This window comes from Coriobacteriaceae bacterium (assembly GCA_025992855.1).
Taxonomy (GTDB): Bacteria; Actinomycetota; Coriobacteriia; order Coriobacteriales; family Coriobacteriaceae; genus Collinsella.
On the sequence record DAJPGB010000001.1, the window covers coordinates 946,109 to 964,083 of the forward strand.

The window sequence follows — 17,975 nt, forward strand, 5'->3', positions numbered from 1 at the left end:
GCCATCTAACTATAACACACGAATCATGCAGTAAGTTAAGGCTAACCTTATTTTCTTGGCTAAGACGCATCTCTTCGGTTTTCGCTTATAACGGCGCGAGTCAGATACTAGGCTGGAGCTGAAGAAGGAGCTTGGCGGACAGGTAGGTCGATACCGGTTCCCGGAACGGTGATCCAGCCAATTACACCAGGGCTCTAGTCATTGAGTGGGAATAGAAAATTCCTTAGTTATGGGGGTATAAATTTGATTTCCTTCAGGATAAACCCCATGACTATATGAATTGACCTGCTGACTCCAATGAAGATTGGAGGGTAACGGCCAGGGGCGACGGCCCAGCGAGTGTTATTTTGCGAGCTAGGCGCATCGAAAGCAACCTTTCGTGGTATAAACTACTTGCCGGAAGCCGCGGCTTTCAGAGTACGGCTTACGTGTACGTTTAACCTCCGTGGGCGACGGGGTGCCGCAAGGCGTAGAATATCGCCCACCTGTAGGGGCCTGCAGCGATGCGGGCCCCGCTTCGTATGAAGGGGGCGCAACCGATGAAGATCGTATCCATCTCCCAGGACTTCTTCGACCTCGTCGATGGCGACCGCGAGCTCATGCTTAAGCACAATCGTCCCTGCATCGTGGTGGTGAGGCTGCGTTTCCGCGGGAAGCGCAGGGACTTCGCCGTGCCGCTGCGTTCCAACATCGCCCCTAACGTGCCCAAAGACCAGTACTTTGCGTTGCCACCCCGCCCCACGACGCGCCCCGGTTGCCGCCACGGCATCCACTACATCAAGATGTTCCCCATAACCAAGGCCTACCAGCGCCGCTTCAGGACCGAGGGCTCGGCCTACTACGAGACGCTCCAGCGCATCATCGATGGCAACACCAAGCGCATTGTCTCCGAGTGCCAGGCATACCTCGACCGCTACGAGCGCGAGGGAAGGCCTCGCTTTGCCGTCGACATCGACCGCATCGTGGGCCTGCTGGAAGGCAAGAAATAGGGCGCCTCGGCTCAATCCCGAGCCATGCGGAGTCGCTCCGCATTTTTGAACGCCGCGTGTGCGTCCTAAATACTTGAGAAACAAGCTGTGAAGTGCGGTGGCGCGCCCGTGCCCGTGCATAGCCGTCACCATCAGCGTCTACGCGGTGTCGGCTTCAAGTGGAACTGGCGCCGCTGCTGTATATGGTTTGCCTTGCTGCAAATGGCAATCAATGCCCACGATGCTTCTGCTTGCGCTTCAGCTTTCGCTGCTCGAAGCGCGCATCAGCCTCTTCCGCGCGGCGTCGGCTTCTTGCATGAGCTGACTCCTGTTTCATCGCTTCTCTCTGTGCTGCGAGCGCCTGCTGCGCCTTGGTGCTCATCGCGGGCCGCTTAAGGGTTTTCGCCGCCTCACGGGCGCGCCGCTTGGGGTTCTTCGCGGGCTTGTTTGTTTCAGTGGCCTTGTCGCCGAAGAACGAGAGCTTCTCCCATTCGCTTGTAGCGAATCGCAGGATCTCCTCATCGGACGGCTCCGCGCCGAAGACGATGCGGGCGACGCCATACCTTCCGCCCTCGACGTGCTCCGCCAGCCCGACCCAGAATTGACCGTCGTGATATACGGTCAGGGTGGACGACACGCTGATCTGCATGGCTGGTTCCTCCTTTATGTAGATGACCATGCAGAGAAGGGACAACCAAGGAGGCAGGTTACTGATGCGGACTCCCGCACGCCCACGACTACCCGACGGGGACTGTGTTTTCATCTCTGATGCCCGCATTGTAGCACGCGCGGATGCGCCCTTCATCGCTGCCGACATGACGTGGCTGGGATTCGTTCCTCGACACATCCTTTTGTATATTGCCTTCCCGGTTTCGAAACTTTAAATCAATTCGAGTTTCGAAACCGGGAAGGAGAGCGTATGTGAGAGGCGATATGAGCATCAACTTGATGCTTGAGGGGGAGCTCGCGTCGCTTCTGCCCATCGGGGACGTGTTCCCGAAGGTCCTCATCTCCCGCATAGGGCATGAGACCTGTACCCGGGAAGGCGTACTCGTGCTGGACCTCGCGCGGTGCTGCTCGGTGAGCAGGGGTTCTGAACACTGCGTAGGGATATAGCGCGACAGGGGGGTGCAGCACCGTTTGCGCCTTGTCTAGAGAACACGAACAAGAGATGTGGCCTGCAGACGACTGAATAGCTCCATCCGTTTTGGTTACAACAAAATGTGTGCCGCGCGCCTGCGGCATAAGGGAGGGAGATTTCTATGAATATCGTTGTATTGAGTGGTAGCCCGCGCAGGGGCGCCAATACCGACACCATGGTCGAGGCGTTTGCCGAGACCGCGCGCGAGGCCGGCCATACGGTCGAGGTCATCCGCGTTGCCGGCAAGAAAATCGCTGGTTGCCTGGGGTGTCAGTATTGCTTCGCCCACGAGGGCACTTGCGTGCAGAAGGATGACATGGCCAACGTGATTGAGTCGCTGAAAGACGCAGATATGGTCGTCTTCGCCTCGCCTATCTACTGGTTCGATATCACCGCGCAGGAGAAGGCCGCCATCGACCGCCTGTACGCCTTCGGTGCTACGGGCTTCCCGTTCACCAAGACGGCCTTTTTGCTCGATAGCCACAGCGAGGGCGTCTATGATGCGGCGATCGCTATGTACAAGTCGACCTGCGCGTACTGCAAGTGGGAGGACCTGGGCATTGTCACCATCAGCGGTATGACCGAGCGCGACAGCATGGCATCCTCGCCCAAGTTGGAAGAGGTTCGAGAGCTCGCTCGCAAGCTCGCCTAAGAACAAGAAGAACGCATGGCAATCAGCGTTATTGGAAGTACTTGCCGTCCTTGCCGGGTGAATCGTTGATTGCCATGCACCGTTGCCCTTGTGGACAATCTCCGCGTGCTAGGAGACTTTCTCGCTCAGGAACTCCCTGAACGCGGGGATGTCAAAGCCAACGAGGCCACGTCCACGTTCCCCGATGACGCCGTCCTCGAGGAGACGGCGTTTATATTGGCTTGCATAGTTGCTGGCAACGCCCATGCGTTTGGCTATCTCCGAGACCCTGCTGGGGCCAGAATCGGGCAGCATCGCGAGCAAAAACTCAATGTCTTTATCGGAAAGCTCCCGATAGGTCGTTTCGAGAGAAGCCCGATGCCATGCTTCTCGAGTTGCCTGAAGATGCCATTCATGCACGTGCGCCAGTTGCCCTGGGCTTCTTGAACATATGTCCAATCGATGCCCACTGGACCAATTTGAACGCCGTTCATGCGCGCGTGAGACTGTGAAAGGTAGCTATCTGCCGCTTCTTTGGTTCGCTCGATAATATCTTCGAGCATGCCTGGCATGGCGGAGCCATTTGCTGTACTCCATGGTGGCTCCTTTGCAAGTTTTGCTAATTTTTGCAACTTTTGCTAACTTTTGCGAGTTTTGCTAACGGCTTAGGACGGTGCGGGAAGCCCCCGTATCGTCGACATTTCCGAGGATGACCTCCGCAACGAGCGGGGCCCGGGGCGCGATATTGCTGCGCTCCGGGCCCCGCTGCTTTGTAAAACTATGGCGGTTCTGCCGTCGTCCTAATCAAACAAACTCGGCATGTCGTTTTCTTTCATGAGGGCACCGGCTGAGGGGAGGCTCTGCGCGGTGAACTTCTCGGCCGAGACGCCGGCGCCAAGGATCTCTTCGGTTGTGCCGACGGTGGTGACCGAGCGGCCCTTCTTGGCGGTAAAGGCCTGGACGCCCTGCGTGTTGGTAGTCGTCTTGGTCTTGAGCAACGACGTGTTGAAGTTCATCAAACGATAGTCGCTCGAGACCAGTGCGATGTCGCGGTCTTCCTTGAGCACCTGGGCATACAGCAGCTTGCTGCCGCCGTAGATGGCGTTCTTGAGGCGCTTGCGGTTGGTCTTGGTGACGTATCCAGAAAGTGCGACACGCACCACTCGGCCGTTCTCAAAGACAAACAGCACGTCGGCCTTATAGTCCTCGGGGTCGATGACCCAGATGACGCTCTCGTCGGGTTCCATCTCAAGATCGGTCGGCAGGTACGAGCCCAGCTGGGCCGACTTGGTGTCCTCAAACGCCGCAACCTTGCATTTGTACACCTGGCTCTTGTTGGTAAAGACCAGCAGCTCGTGGGTGTTGGAGGACGGGAACTCGATAAAGGGTTTGTCGCCGTCCTTGTACTTGAGCGTGGTCGCCTTCTTGAGCACGCGGTCCGTCATCTTCTTAAGGTAGCCATCGCGCGAGAGCATGATGGTCACCGGGTACTCCTCGACCTCGGGCTCCAAGCTTACCTCGATAACCTCATGGGGCTCGATCCTGCCCGTGCGACGCGGCATCACATATTTCTTGTTGACCGCGGCCAGCTCGTCGCTGATGACCTTCTTGATGTTCTCCTCGCTGGAGAGGATCTCCTCAAGCTCGGCAATCTCACCCTCGAGCTTAGCGATGTCCTTGGTGCGGTTGAGGATGTACTCCTCGTTGATGTTGCGGAGCTTGAGCTCGGCAACAAACTCGGCCTGGGTCTCGTCGATGTCGAAACCCTTCATAAGGTTGGGCACGACCTCGGCCTCGAGCTTGGTGCCACGGATGATGGCGATGGCCTTGTCGATGTCGAGCAAGATTGCCTCGAGGCCGTGCAGCAGGTGCAGGCGCTCGGACTTTTTGCCCAGGTCAAAGTTAATGCGGCGACGCGTGGACTCAATACGCCATTTGACCCACTCGTGCAGAATCTGGCGCACGCCCATAACACGGGGATAGCCGTCGACGAGCACGTTGAAGTTGCACGAGAACGAATCCTGCAGTGTGGTCGAGCGATAGAGCTTGGCCATGAGCTTGTCGGGGTCGACGCCGCGCTTAAGGTCGATGGCGATGCGCAAGCCCGAGAGGTCGGTCTCGTCGCGGATATCAGCGATCTCCTTGACCTTGCCCTCTTTGGAGAGCTTGACGATGCGTTCGATGATGACATCGGTCTTGGTGGTGTAGGGGATCTCATAGACCTCGATGATGCGCTCTTCGGGGATCCAACGCCAGCGGGAGCGAATCTGGAAGCTGCCAAGGCCGGTCTCGATGATCTTCTCCATCTCCTCGCGGCGGTAGATAATCTCGCCGCCGGTCGAGAAGTCGGGCATGGGCATGTACTCGAGCAGGTCGCAGTCGGGATCCTGCAGGTAATGCATGGTGGCGGTGCAGACCTCGTTGAGGTTGAAACCGCAGATGTCGGACGCCATGGCGACGCCGATGCCTTTGTTGGCCGAAACCAGAATATTGGGGAACGTGGTGGGCAGCAGGCGCGGCTCCTTCATGGCGCCGTCGTAGCTGTCAACGAAGTCGACCGGGTCCTTGTCGATGTCCTTAAAGATCTCGGCGCTGATGGGGGAGAGCTTGGCCTCGGTATAACGCGAGGCGGCGTAGCTCAGGTCGCCCGAATAGTACTTGCCAAAGTTGCCCTTCGACTCCACGAAGGGGGCGAGCAGTGCCTCGTTGCCGGTGGCCAGACGCACCATCGTCTCGTAGATCGCGGCGTCGCCGTGCGGATTGAGCTTCATGGTCTGGCCCACGATGTTGGCGCTCTTCTGGCGCTCGCCCTTGAGCAGACCCATCTTGTACATGGTGTAGAGCAGCTTGCGGTGCGAGGGCTTAAAGCCGTCGATCTCGGGGAACGCACGCGAGACGTTGACGCTCATGGCGTAGGGCATGTAGTTGACCTCGAGTGTCTGCGTGATCGGCTGGTCGGTGACCTCGGAGTGCAGGCCGATGACGTTCTCGGCGTTGACCTGCTTTTTCTTTGGCTGGTTCTTCGTCTTCTTCTTTGCCACGATTTCCTCTTGAACTTCTTAAGGGCCGTCGTTATCGATTTGCTGCTACTGCAGGTCCAACTGGTCCAGGTATTCCTTGCCGTGCTCCGAGATATGGCGCTTGCGGCCCGCCTCGTCGTTGCCCAGCAACAGGTTGAACATGGTTTCCATCTTGGTGACGTCCTCGGGCTCCACCTTGATCAGACGACGCGTCTCGGGGTTCATGGTGGTGAGCCACATCATGTCCGGATCGTTCTCACCAAGACCCTTGGAGCGGTTGATGGAGCACTTCTGGTCGCCGATCTCCATAAGGATGCCGTTCTTTTCGAGCTCGGTGTAGGCAAAGTAGGTCTTTTCTTTGCAATTGATCTCGTAGAGCGGCGACTCGGCGATATACACGTAACCCTCGTCGATGAGCGTGGGCACCAGGCGATAGAGCATGGTGAGCACAAGCGTGCGGATGTGGTAACCGTCGACGTCGGCGTCCGTACAGATAATGACCTTGTTCCAGTTGAGGTTGTCCAGGTCAAAGGCGCCAAGGTTCTTGATGCGCTTGTCTTTGATCTCCACGCCGCAGCCCAGCACGCGCATGAGGTCCATGATGATGTCGGACTTAAAGATACGCGGATAATCCTCCTTCAGGCAGTTGAGGATCTTGCCGCGGACGGGCATAACGCCCTGGAACTCGGCATCGCGCGACGTGCGGATGGCGCCTGCTGCCGAGTCGCCCTCTACGATGTAGATCTCGCGACGGTTCTTATCTTTGGAGCGGCAGTCGATGAACTTCTGCACGCGGTTGGCCATGTCGGTCTTCTGCTGCAGGTTGGTTTTGATGCTCTGGCGTGTCTTCTCGGCGTTCTCGCGCGAACGCTTGTTGATGAGCACCTGCTCCATGATCTTGTTGGCAGCGTCTTTGTTCTCGATCAGGTAAGTCGAGAGGCGCTCCTTAAAGAAGGCCGTCATAGCCTGCTGGATAAAGCGGTTGTTGATGGCCTTCTTAGTCTGGTTCTCGTAGGACGTCTGGGTTGAGAAGCAGTTGGTCACCAGCACCAGACAGTCCTGGACGTCCTGCCACTTAATGCCGCTCTCGTTTTTGTTGTATTTGCCCTGTTGCTTAATGTAGGCATCGATGGCGCTGGTCAGAGCGCTACGGGCCGCCTTCTCGGGCGAGCCGCCGTTCTCGAGCCATGACGAGTTGTGGTAGTACTCCTGCATCATGAAGGTGCGCGAGAAGCACATGCACGCGGTAATCTTGACGTTGTAGTCGGGCAGGTCCTCGCGATCGCGACCGCGACGGTCGGCCTCGATAAAGAAGGGCTCGGTGAGGTAGTCGGTACCGACCTTCTCGAGCACGTAGTCTTCGATGCCCTTGGGATAGCAAAAGTCCTCTTCGGTAAATTCGCCGTCGTCGCCCTCGATGCGCAGGCGGAAGGTCACGTTGGCGTTGACCACGGCCTGGCGGCGCATGGTTTCGCGATACCAATCGTGGGGGATGCTGATGGAGGTAAAGACCTCAAGATCGGGGCGCCACTTGATGGTGGTGCCGGTACGGTCCTCGTCGCTGGGCTCAATCTCGAGTGCCTTCTTTTTGGCGCCGACGACCTTGCCCTTCTTAAAGTGCAGGGAGTACTTGTTGCCATCGCGCCAAACCGTGACGTCCATGTACTCGGAGGCGTACTGGGTCGCGCACGAGCCCAGGCCGTTGGTACCGAGCGAGAAGTCGTAGTCGCCGCCCTGGTTGTTATTGTATTTGCCGCCGGCGTAGAGCTCGCAAAAGACGAGTTCCCAGTTAAAGCGCTTCTCGGAGGGGTTCCAGTCGAGCGGGCAGCCGCGGCCGTTGTCCTCTACCTGAATGGAACCATCGCGAAAGGCGGTAAGGGTGATGAGCTTGCCGTAGCCCTGGCGCGCCTCGTCAACGGCGTTGGACAGGATCTCGAAGGCGGCATGCGCGCAGCCGTCGAGTCCGTCCGAGCCAAAGATGACGGCGGGGCGCAGGCGTACGCGCTCCTCGTCCTTGAGCTGGCGGATACTGTCGTTACCATAGTTTGCGGTGTTTTTTGCCATACTCGCTCTCTCGGTGCTCCTTTGCTGCGTTTAAGTCATATAGATAGTCAAGGTAGCATAGCCCAGCCCACAGACGATTCCACCCAACACGAAATCCATCGAACAATCGTTCGGAGTTCGATGGAGATTCGTTTACTCGGACAAAACCGAGTCGGCTCTGTCCGAGTAAGTTTGAAGACGGCCGAATGTGTCTTGCTGCGTTTGCGGTTGGATACGTTGTCGAAAACGTGTCGTGCGGATTGTTGGATCGAATCGAACATTGGGACAGACGTCTCGTTTTATGGGCCGGGGGCGTGCATGTGCGAGTTCTTTTGGCCCATAAGGAACGCTGGTGGGTCGTCATTTGGGCCACGGGTCACTTCGCCGGCGCCGTGTTTCGTCATACGCTCATTGTGGAAGCCGATGCCACGGGACGACGAAGGCCTCGGGCAACGGATGAGCTGCAAGTGAAAGGAGCGGTGAGGATGATGAAGCCCATGACGAAGAAGCTGCTGTTAGGAATTCCCACCGTGGCTCTTTCGGCTGTGTTGGCGTGTACGCTTGCTGGCTGCGGCGGTAATGCGCCGAGTGGCTCGGGCGGGAGCGCACCTGTGCAGGAGAAGTCCAAGAAGGCCAAGGCCTATGAGTCGCAGACGGTCGAGGTGGCAGGCATTACCTATGAGTCGGTGGCTCACGGTACGTTCTATCGTGGCGATGCCAAGCTACAGGACGGCTTTTACCTGCACATCAAGATCACCAACAACAACACAAAGAACAGGACGTTCAGTTCCTTTAACGTGCATGCTGCCCAGGGCGATTTTGAGGCAGGCGACCCGTTGTTTACTTCCGGCAAGGCGGCTGTGCTCGACTACGTTGCAAGCGAGGCCCCCGATGATCTGCACAAGGGAATTGACCTTTCCGAGAGGCCAGACATCGGTCCGGGTGAGACCGTTGAGTACGTATATTTCTGGGCGCCCAAGACGGCGTACTACGGGCCCATCACTGTCGAGTTCGTAGACGCTTACGCCCCCGCTAAGAACCACGAGGCCATGCACTTTGACACCACGGACTGCGAGACCAAGGAGTTCAAGGCGGCCGGCGGCGTGGCCGATTCTGGCGAGAAGGCAGATTTAACGGGCATCGACTGCGCATCGTACAGCATCGAGGCCGCCGATGGGTACACGCTGGATTCGTCCGACGAAGAGCGCGAAAAGGCAAACTTCTTCCACGACGAGACTGGAGGACGCCTGAACATCAGCATCTTCCCGCGCTCGCCGGAGGAAGAGGTTGCAAGCCTAGAGCAGGTCTACGAAGGCAAGGAGACAACAACCGACCAGGTCGAGTACAACGGCATAACGTGGCTGCGCTTTACCGGTCCCGACAACGGCCATACGCTGTTTGCGACGGCTCCCGCGACGGGTGAAACCGTCCGTGTGTCGATCGGCTGGAAGATCGACTGGGATGCTGCCGCGCCCATGATGGAGGCGCTGAAGCTCAAGTAGCGGACTGCGATTCCCATGTCAGGCGACTCAGGGCTGGCTTCGGGTACCCGAGGCCAGCCCTTTTGGTGTTCGATGAGCCGAGTCGGCGTCTCTCACAAAAGTAACTAGGAGCTAGCGAGGCTTATCAGAATTGACCTCATCGGCGGTGTCTTTTTCGAGCGCCGTGCGGCGGGCGCTGTAGGCGATGAGGCCGGCGCCTGGCGCGGCGAGTGCTGCAGCGGCTGCCGTAAGGGGAGCATTGACATCGCCCGTGCCAGCGAGCGCGCCCGCTTTTCCGGAGCGCTTGTTATTGCCGTGGTCCTTGCCGCTGTCGGAGCTGCTTCCGCCGGAGCCGTCGCCCTCGTCAGTACCGCCGCCACTCGAGCCACCATCGCCGTCTACCGTCATCGGGGCGTCGTGAAGTCCTGCCGTATCCGCGCTGTCGCATACGCCGACCTGCACTTCCGAGCGTTCGCATGCCGCATCGGACACGTGAAGCTCGTGCAGCACGGCACCCAGCGCTGAGTTTGCGCCCGGTCGAATTTCCTCGAGCGTTATGGGATCGAGTGCCACCAGGTCACGCGCCTTCGCATACAGCGTTACGCGTTTGCCCACTTCGTCGCTCCAGCTCTCGGGGATGGCGAAGCTCATGCGGAACTGTGCCGTGCAACCCGGTGCCAGCACGGCGTTGCCGTTGTCGGCAACCAGCGGGTGCGTCGCAAAACGTGTGCCCAGCGTCTCGACTGCGTACTTCACGTGTGCCATGTCGTTGGCCGAAGCATCCTCGGCAAGCTCCGGATCGTAGATCGAAGCCATGCGTGCGTTCGCGTCGAATCCGATGGATGCGCTGGAGAACGGCTGACTGGAACCCTCTCGGTACAGATCGGTCGTGCCGGCGGTCAGCAAGGTGTTGCCGTCGTTTCGCACCGTGACCATGAAGGATTCGCCTGCTGCTCCGGGCATCACCGCGCCCGAGGTAGCGACCGCGCCCGTCGGAGTGGCACACGCCACCAAGGGCACTTCGATGCCGTGTAGTTCTGCCTCGCTCTTCTCCGCGCTCACAATGTGCGTGGCGAGCGCGGAGAGCATGCTCCCCGACGTCAAAAATGTCGTTATCTGATCGACGGGATGGTCCAGCTCGCACATCACGAACGGCTCCGTGAACAGATCGCCTGCCAAGGTGCTGGCGAAGATGCGGAAGTGCTTGCCCATCACTGCTACCGGGTTGCCTTCTTCGTCGTAGGTTTGTCCCACCTTGCCATCGGTGTTCTCTACATAGAGCACGCACCTGCCGTTGTTGCTTACGCTAAACGATGCAGGGCCACAGCCTGCGGCACCCACGGGCTGCATTGCAAATGCCGATGCGCCTCGCGTCCAAGTAATATGCTGCAGTTGCTCGTTGACGGTTGCCAAAAAGCCCGTGTGCTGCGGCCACGGCACCGCGTGGGGTACTGTGGCATCTGGCGACATAACGCCCCAGCCCGCAATGGACTGGCCGATCACGGCGTACGATGCGCAGCCACAACCGCCTGCAGTCTCGTATGCAACGGGCACCACCATTTTGCCGTTGATATTCTCGGGCGCGCCGAGCTCGATGCTCGACGGTGCCTGCGGAAAGCGGAGAACTTGGCGGAACGTCAGGCTGTCGCCCGAAACGTCCGACCACAGGGTAAAGCATTCCAGCGCAACCTCGGCCTCGCTGCCGAGCGCCTTCTCTGCCGTGGTTCCGCGGCGGTGGAGATAGGCGCCCGACAGACGCCCGTCGACAAGCGTCTTGCCCACCGTGATGCGTGGACACTGCAGACAATGGTAACCGTCCTCCTGCAGGCGGCCGCGCGAGATGCTGCGCCACGACGTGTGCGATACCACGCGAACTTCGCTATTGCTTATGCGCAGGCGCACAACGGACAGTATGCCGGATGTGCTCGCCGTATCGAAATGGGTGTTGTCGCCGGCGGGGCGCTCGCCCGAGACCAGCAGCACGTAGGCGTCCTGGTTTCCTCTTCCGTCCGTATATTCCACCACGTCGAAGTCGTAATCGTATACGCTGTCGCGCTCCACGTCGTTCTCGCCAAACCCAAGGGGAAAGTCCACGGGCGTGGGAGCGGACCACGTGCCGTTTGCCTTTGTGTGCACCACCAGGCGCGAGCGACCATTGTCGCCGTAGCGCACCGAGGCGATACGGAACGGGCATTCTACGCCGGCAATCATTGCCAGCTTCATGTGAGCTTCGCTGAGCACGCCAGCAAACAGCACGTTGTCGCTCGAGGGTTTGATGCCGCCACGCTCGTCCTCCGACACGCCGGTAGAATTGGCGTTGGGGTCCGCAACGGCGTTCGTTGCCTGACCGATGTAGGTGTACTCATACATCGGCGCGGCGTTTTCGTCGTTCTCTATCAGTGCGTGGACGAAATGCTCGATCTGTCCCGTGTCGTCGCTTTCTGCATCCGCCTCGAGCTCAATGCGCGTGACCGACCGGTCCCAATCGCGTACGGTAGGCGCGACATTCCTTGCAGTGGCTTTAACCTCGGCGCGCGCGAGCAGCTCGGCGTTGGTGACAATGGTGGCCGATGCGATAAATTGCGGAACGCCGCCCGCCTCGGCGTTGCCGGCTGAGCCGAAGCAGGCATCTAGTGTATAGGGCGTATCTCCACCCAATGCGAGCTCAGAGCGCTGGAGTGCATACTGGTCGCCGTTGTTCACCGACATATTCCACGAATCGAGGAGTGTGGGCCACGACCCCGACCAAGCCTTGGTGGTCCACTTGAACATCACGAACTGGAGTATCACATCGACATCGACGTCTGCACCTACGCGCAGTCGCGGAAGCTGGTGTCCATCAGCCTTCTCGTACCCAATGAACAGCGTGAGGGATGCGGCGCCGCGCACGGCGGACGAAGCGACGCCTGCAACGCCGGCGCCAAAGGTGACGGCAAGCCCGATCTGGATGGTGAACGAGCCCGAGGTGTTTGAATAGTCGAGCGATATGTTTTTGAAAAACGCCGCGCCGCTACCGTGCGTGTGGGCGCCCACGGCGAGCGCCAGTTTTGCCAGCACCCAGGGGTTGACGTTTAGGAAAAACGGCACCGGTCCTAGGGTAAACTGCTCGGTCCAATTGAGGTCGGTTCTTACCTGGAAGAGGGCCTTAATATTGCCATATGCGGGGTCGTTGTTGTTACCCCAGGTTTTGCCCACCCAATCGTAGGCGAGCGAGCCGTACAGCTGTGTGGCGATATCCATCGTGAACAGCGGCGTGCAATGGTGACGAAGGAGCTTGGTGTTTCTTGGATCGGTGCCCGAACCGGCACTCATACTTTTGTACTGATTCCACTTCCCCTCCATCTCGTCGAGATAGCGGTTTGCCTGCTTGGCGCCCGACTCGCGCGGCGATTTCTTCCAGTACTCCGGATCCGGATTGCCCGAATCGTTCATGTAGCCGACCGGTTTGTATCCTCCGCCAAACAACACGTATCCGGCAAACGAGAAATCGAACAAAATGGGGAACGAGGGCATCCAGCAGGTGAACTTGTTGCCGCCAATGCCGGGAAACGATGCGGGGAAATCAAACGGAGTGATCTCTTGGTCCATGGTAGTGGGGACGATAGTGGTCGAGCCCGATTCTGCCTTTGCCGCCGGCGCGGCAACAACGGCCATGGGGGATGAGAGCGTGTAGGTTTTACCCTGATAGTCGAGGACAAAGCGCAGCTTGCATCCTTCTTCCAGAAGGCTCGACGCTGCATCGAGGAACTTGTCTTCGAGTGTGAACGTCGCCAGATTATCCGCGCCCGATGCGCTGGCCTTGACTTGGCCAATCTGCGTGACGGTTTCGGATGAGCTGCCCGCAGCGGGCATCAATTTATTGATATGCAACGTTGCCTGCCCGCCCTGCGGCAGATGGGCCTGCACGGTAAAAGCGTGCGTATCGGGCTGCTCGTTTGCCGCATCGTCCTTCGGCAGTGCCATGAACGTGGCTTCAGCGTACTGGATGTCCCATTCGTCAAACGTGAGCTGGCGAAAGTACGGCTCGCCATCGGAGAGTGGACGCGTAGGTGCGGTTATGGCGGTGCCGCCTTGGATGCGCGCAAGGGGAATCTCGACATCGCGGTAGCCCGCCATGCTAATGGAGATGCCGCCGTTAAAGTCGTACGCGTCGAGAAGCGTTGCCTCGTCCACGTAGCCTTCCGAAAGCGGCGCGACCTCAAAGATGGCGGTGCCTTCGTCATCGGTCGTGGCGGCGAGCTGCTTGCCTACGGCATAGCGCGATGTGAGCGTGACCTTGGCACCTGCGATGGGCGTATTCTTGTTGGCGACATCGACCACGACCACACCGAACATGGTGCGCGAGAGAACGAGCACCCTGAAGGGGTCTTTTTCGTCGGCATAGGCTTCGGTGGGCGCGAACGGCAATATGAAGGCGTTTGCGCTTCCCGGCACGCGCGGCAACATAATGCTCGCCAGCGAGGACGCTCCGGCAACAAGTAACGAACGGCGATCAAGCATCTTTGGCTCCCATCCCGCAGGTATCGGTGGAAATAATCCAATTTTGCGAGAAGGCATCCTGTCACGGTAGTGCCGTCCGAGGGCCAAAATGTCCAATTTGAGCGAGCGAAGCGCCGGGTTCCGGAGCGCGTTCGATGCGCTAGGCAGTCTGGCCGCTAACGCAGCATATGCGCGACTAGTTCGGTGCGCGTGCCGATGCCAAGCTTTGCATACACGTTGGACAGTCGATTTTTAACGGTGCCCGGCGATACACCCATATGACGAGCGATTTCGGCATTGGTCCACCCACGGCAGGCGAGCATGGCCATGGTAAACTCCGTGGTCGTTAGGTCGTCGGCCACGTCCTCGCCCGAATCGGGGTTGTGGATGCGCCGCCAACCGTAGCTGAATCGATACGTGATCTCGATGATGCGAGCGAAATCGTCGGGGTATTGCGATTTTAAGCATGCCTCGATAAGCCCCTGCAAAAGGCCATGGTGCTCGCCAATGAGCTCGATAAGGCCGTCGGGGCGCGCAATGTTCCAAGCAGCTTCGAAGTGCGTTTTTGCGGCGTCGATGTCCTTGAGGCTCATGCATGCCATGGAAGCTGCCAGGTGCAGGAACAGCTCCGAGATGGGATAGCTTCCCTGTTTCATGATCAGGGCATTTTCCGCCATGCCCAGACTGCGGCCATATTCGCCGCGCAGGTACAGGGCATGCGCCATCACGTAGCTGGCGAACAGGCGCAGGCCTTCGGGCAAATGCGCCGCAAGTGGATAAAACTCTTCGGCAGAATACGGGGAAGGCAAGTGCAACAGGACACTCGCGGCCGAGGCGAACAGGATATGCGTGGCGTGGACGGCAGGCGATTCCTCATCAGGTGGCGTATCGAGGATGCCAGCAAGGCACCGGCGGGCGTCGGCGATGCGGTTGAGCGATAGACTGGCGTATCCGCAGATAAAGCATGCGGAATAGCGCAGTGCGGGATCGGTGGCGTCAACATAGGGGCGCGCCGTCTTGGCAGCAAGGGCGGCCTGTCCGCGAAAGTACAGCGCTTCTGCCGTGGCAATGGCGCGCGAATCGGGGTCGGAAATGCTTGCAACCGCAGCGTCAATCTGCCCCGGCACAAAGGCAGTGCACATCAACGGCATGGGAATGCGCGGGTAGCCATCGCAGTCCATCTTCCATCTCCCATCAGGTGGCAACAATGCAGCAATTGTACTCCTGTTGCTCGGGACCCCTCTCGTTTTACTGTTCGGTTAACGCTGCGGATCGTTTTGGAAGGCTTACGAGCATGGTGGTTCCGTTCTCGGAACTTGTTTCGACCTCTACCGTGCCACCGTGAAGCGCTGCAATCTCCCAAACAAGCGCTAGCCCGAGTCCTGCGCCGCCGTATGCTCTGCTGCGGGATTTGTCTAGACGAAAGAACGGCTGGAAGATGCTCTCTCGGTACTGCTTGGGTATTCCCGGGCCCTCATCTTTGACTCGCAGGAGCACGTGGCTGTCGCTGCCGCTGATGGAGACGTTGACAGTCGAGCCGGAGCGGCTGTAACGGATGGCGTTTTCGACCAGATTAAACACCAGCCGATAGAGGAGCGTATCACTTCCGATTGTCAAAGCGTCTCCGGCGCAATCGAGGGTTACGTCCTTATTTTCGGCAAGTGGCGCAAGGTCGGTGAGGACCTCTTCGGACAGGGGACCGAGTTCCACATCGTCATCGCAAGGAACGCTGCGGAGCTCACTCATCTCGAGCAATACCTTGGTCATCCGCGACATCCGCTCGGTTTGTTCTTGTAGCAGGCCGAGCAGCTCGGCTGTTTCGGGTTGCAGACCGGAGCGCTCGGAGATGAATAGTTCAATCTGTGCTTGCATAAGGGCGAGCGGGGTGCGCAGCTCGTGTGCGGCGTTGCCGGTAAACTGACGCTGCGCAGAGAACCCTTCGCCAAGACGGGCGATCATGTCGTTGAAAGAGGCGCTGCATCGCTGTAGCTCGGTGGGCACATCTTCACTGAGTCTGATTTCGCTTAGGTTGTCAGGCTGCACACGCTCAACCTGGGCTGCAAAAGCCCGTAGCGGCTTGAGTGCACGGCCGCTCGCAAAGTATGCCAGCGCGCCGCCAAGGAGTGTGACTCCAGCCGTGATGTACCAGGTTGTCGTGCCAAAAGACTCTTGTGCGTCGTTTACGACGATCGTGACCTTGTCATCGGGGGTCGCTTTCGTTGGGTCGAACGCCTGGGGCGAATCTTCGCCGGTTGCGTTAAAGGCCGAGATGTTACTGCCGATGGCATCCATGTAGCGCATGCCCGTATAGCCGACCAGGCAGTTTGTCAGCACGCATGCTGCACACGTGAGCAGTGCCGTCATAATCGTTATGCGCCATTGCAGGGAAAGCCTTTTCATTCGCTATCCTCCATAACGTAGCCCTCTCCAATCCGATTGCGAATCGGGTCGTATCCCAAAGCGCTGCGCAACTTTTTTCGGAGTGACGAGATGTGAACGCGGGTTGCGTTGCTAAAGCTGTTTACGCTGCTATCCCAAACGTGCTCGATAAGCTCCTCCTGACTTACCGGACGCCCCTGATTAAGCATCAGGTATTCCAAGATTCCCGTTTCCTTGCGCGTAAGAGATAAAGCCTCGCTGTTCACGGAGGCGATGCGCGCCTTGGTGTCAAAGCGGAGCTCTCCGCAGGTTAAAACGATGTCGCTTTGTGTAAAGCGCCTGAGGGTAAGGCTACGAATCCTTGCCGCAAGCTCGTCCAGATGAAACGGCTTGGTGAGGTAATCGTTGGCGCCGGCATCGAGTCCGGCGACTTTATCTGATACTTCGCCACGTGCGGACAGAATCAGTACCTTAGTCTCGCAGTCAGTTTTCCTAAGTTCCCTGAGTACGGTCATGCCATCGATACGGGGAAGGTTGAGGTCGAGTACCACGAGGTCGAAGGCCTCAACATTCAGTAGATCGAGCGCCTCCTGTCCGTCGTGACAGCAGTCGACGCTGTACGCCAAGTTTCGCAAGCTGCGCGCGATTGCATCGCACAGTGCTCGCTCGTCTTCGACGATCAAAATACGCATAACAGTCTCCTTGCACATTCCAAATCGCGCTTAACACGGATTTTATAGTCGATATGGTCCAATGGTCGCGTAACGAAAGGAGTGGTCAGGTTGTTCAAAGCGGTAAAACCCGTGGTACAGGTCGCTTTGTTGATCGTCGGAATTGCCATGGTGTGCTTTGGCGTTATGCGTGGCGAGGCGGATGCCGTGCTGGCCAAAGCGATTAGGCTGTGCTTGGAGTGTATCGGAATTGGATAAAAGAAAAAACACTGCGTCGCATGTTTTGGCCCGATTTCGCGGATTCATTCAGGCAGCGGCGACGCTCGTCACCAACATTCACCTGCCAAACTTTGCCAAAGGCGGCATCTATCAGGGCGCGGGAAAAACAGTCTGCGTACCTGGACTTAATTGCTATTCGTGCCCCGCGGCATCGGGTGCGTGCCCCATCGGGTCGTTCCAGTCGGTGGTAGGTTCATCCAAGTTCAACTTTTCTTACTACGTCACCGGTACGCTCATTTTGCTCGGCGTGCTGCTGGGACGCTTTGTATGCGGCTTTCTGTGCCCGTTTGGCTGGCTGCAGGAGCTGCTTCATAAGATTCCCGGCAAAAAGTTCTCCACGAAAAAGCTTAAGCCGCTCACGTACATCAAGTACGTCGTGCTGCTGTTTGCTGTGGTGCTGCTGCCCGTCTTGGTGGTTAACGACGTGGGCATGGGCGACCCGTTCTTTTGCAAGTACATCTGTCCACAGGGTGTGCTCGAGGGCGCCATTCCGCTGGCCATTGCCAATGCCGGCATTCGATCTGCGCTGGGGCAGCTCTTTACCTGGAAACTTGCCGTTCTCATTGCCGTGGTAGTTCTGAGCGTTTTGTTCTATCGCCCCTTCTGCAAATGGATTTGCCCGCTCGGCGCATTCTATGCGCTCATGAATAAGGTGTCCTTGTTGGGGATTCAGGTCGACGCGTGCAAATGCGTCTCGTGCGGCAAGTGTTCAAGGGTTTGTCAGATGGACGTTGATGTGGTCCGGGCGCCCAATCATGCCGAATGCATCCGGTGCGGAAAGTGCATCGGGGCCTGTTCCGTCGATGCCATCAGCTATCGCTATGGCCTGGATGTGTCGGCGGAAAAGCTTCCCTTGACCGCCGATAAAAAGTAAACAAGCTTC

General features: G+C 58.3%; 12 protein-coding genes. 5 read left to right on the forward strand and 7 right to left on the reverse strand.

Going from position 1 to position 17,975, the window contains the following annotated elements; all coding sequences use genetic code 11:
* Positions 1–539 precede the first annotated feature (539 nt).
* On the forward strand, positions 540–989 hold the full coding sequence (locus OIL88_03925; GenBank protein ID HJI71518.1) for a hypothetical protein: 450 nt from the start codon (positions 540–542) through the stop codon (positions 987–989).
* Positions 990–1,197: 208 nt separating this feature from the next.
* Here the strand turns inward: OIL88_03925 and OIL88_03930 are convergent, their stop codons facing one another.
* Positions 1,198–1,617, reverse strand: coding sequence for a YjdF family protein (locus OIL88_03930; GenBank protein HJI71519.1), 420 nt, complete (start codon positions 1,615–1,617; stop codon positions 1,198–1,200).
* Between the two features lie 613 nt (positions 1,618–2,230).
* On the opposite strand from OIL88_03930, the gene OIL88_03935 reads away from it, so the two are divergent.
* Positions 2,231–2,761, forward strand: a complete 531-nt coding sequence (locus tag OIL88_03935) for a flavodoxin family protein (GenBank protein ID HJI71520.1) — start codon at positions 2,231–2,233, stop codon at positions 2,759–2,761.
* 779 nt (positions 2,762–3,540) lie between these two features.
* Here OIL88_03935 and OIL88_03940 read toward each other — a convergent pair.
* A complete protein-coding gene (locus OIL88_03940) occupies positions 3,541–5,781 on the reverse strand; it encodes a topoisomerase IV (GenBank protein HJI71521.1) in 2,241 nt (746 codons plus the stop codon).
* A 45-nt stretch (positions 5,782–5,826) separates the two neighbouring features.
* The gene (locus tag OIL88_03945; protein HJI71522.1) at positions 5,827–7,824 is read right to left on the reverse strand and encodes a toprim domain-containing protein; all 1,998 of its coding nucleotides are present in this window, start codon (positions 7,822–7,824) and stop codon (positions 5,827–5,829) included.
* Between the two features lie 464 nt (positions 7,825–8,288).
* Between OIL88_03945 and OIL88_03950 the strand changes: the two genes are divergently transcribed.
* Positions 8,289–9,305 (forward strand): DUF5067 domain-containing protein, encoded by a 1,017-nt coding sequence (locus OIL88_03950; protein HJI71523.1) that lies wholly within the window; start codon positions 8,289–8,291, stop codon positions 9,303–9,305.
* A gap of 111 nt (positions 9,306–9,416) precedes the next feature.
* On the opposite strand, the gene OIL88_03955 is transcribed toward OIL88_03950, so the two are convergent.
* From OIL88_03955 to OIL88_03970, 4 genes are all read right to left on the reverse strand, one after another.
* The gene (locus OIL88_03955) at positions 9,417–13,784 is read right to left on the reverse strand and encodes a hypothetical protein (GenBank protein HJI71524.1); all 4,368 of its coding nucleotides are present in this window, start codon (positions 13,782–13,784) and stop codon (positions 9,417–9,419) included.
* 155 nt (positions 13,785–13,939) lie between these two features.
* The gene (locus tag OIL88_03960) at positions 13,940–14,944 is read right to left on the reverse strand and encodes a LuxR C-terminal-related transcriptional regulator (protein HJI71525.1); all 1,005 of its coding nucleotides are present in this window, start codon (positions 14,942–14,944) and stop codon (positions 13,940–13,942) included.
* Positions 14,945–15,011: 67 nt separating this feature from the next.
* Positions 15,012–16,163, reverse strand: a complete 1,152-nt coding sequence (locus OIL88_03965; protein HJI71526.1) for an ATP-binding protein — start codon at positions 16,161–16,163, stop codon at positions 15,012–15,014.
* A complete protein-coding gene (locus OIL88_03970; protein HJI71527.1) occupies positions 16,160–16,852 on the reverse strand; it encodes a response regulator transcription factor in 693 nt (230 codons plus the stop codon). The genes OIL88_03965 and OIL88_03970 overlap by 4 nt, the downstream gene beginning before the upstream one ends.
* Positions 16,853–16,999: 147 nt before the next feature.
* Between OIL88_03970 and OIL88_03975 the strand changes: the two genes are divergently transcribed.
* On the forward strand, positions 17,000–17,071 hold the full coding sequence (locus OIL88_03975; GenBank protein HJI71528.1) for a CD1871A family CXXC motif-containing protein: 72 nt from the start codon (positions 17,000–17,002) through the stop codon (positions 17,069–17,071).
* Positions 17,064–17,966, forward strand: a complete 903-nt coding sequence (locus OIL88_03980) for a 4Fe-4S binding protein (GenBank protein HJI71529.1) — start codon at positions 17,064–17,066, stop codon at positions 17,964–17,966. Before OIL88_03975 ends, OIL88_03980 begins: the two co-directional genes overlap by 8 nt.
* Positions 17,967–17,975 lie beyond the last annotated feature (9 nt).

Excerpts from the sequence above, each read along its gene's own strand:
- OIL88_03960 (HJI71525.1), bottom strand. The coding sequence starts at position 14,944 with ATGGACTGCGATGGCTACCCGCGCATTCCCATGCCGTTGATGTGCACT.
- OIL88_03950 (HJI71523.1), top strand. The coding sequence starts at position 8,289 with ATGATGAAGCCCATGACGAAGAAGCTGCTGTTAGGAATTCCCACCGTG.
- OIL88_03935 (HJI71520.1), top strand. The coding sequence starts at position 2,231 with ATGAATATCGTTGTATTGAGTGGTAGCCCGCGCAGGGGCGCCAATACC.
- OIL88_03925 (HJI71518.1), top strand. The coding sequence starts at position 540 with ATGAAGATCGTATCCATCTCCCAGGACTTCTTCGACCTCGTCGATGGC.
- OIL88_03965 (HJI71526.1), bottom strand. The coding sequence starts at position 16,163 with ATGAAAAGGCTTTCCCTGCAATGGCGCATAACGATTATGACGGCACTG.
- OIL88_03945 (HJI71522.1), bottom strand. The coding sequence starts at position 7,824 with ATGGCAAAAAACACCGCAAACTATGGTAACGACAGTATCCGCCAGCTC.
- OIL88_03970 (HJI71527.1), bottom strand. The coding sequence starts at position 16,852 with ATGTGCAAGGAGACTGTTATGCGTATTTTGATCGTCGAAGACGAGCGA.
- OIL88_03930 (HJI71519.1), bottom strand. The coding sequence starts at position 1,617 with ATGCAGATCAGCGTGTCGTCCACCCTGACCGTATATCACGACGGTCAA.
- OIL88_03955 (HJI71524.1), bottom strand. The coding sequence starts at position 13,784 with ATGCTTGATCGCCGTTCGTTACTTGTTGCCGGAGCGTCCTCGCTGGCG.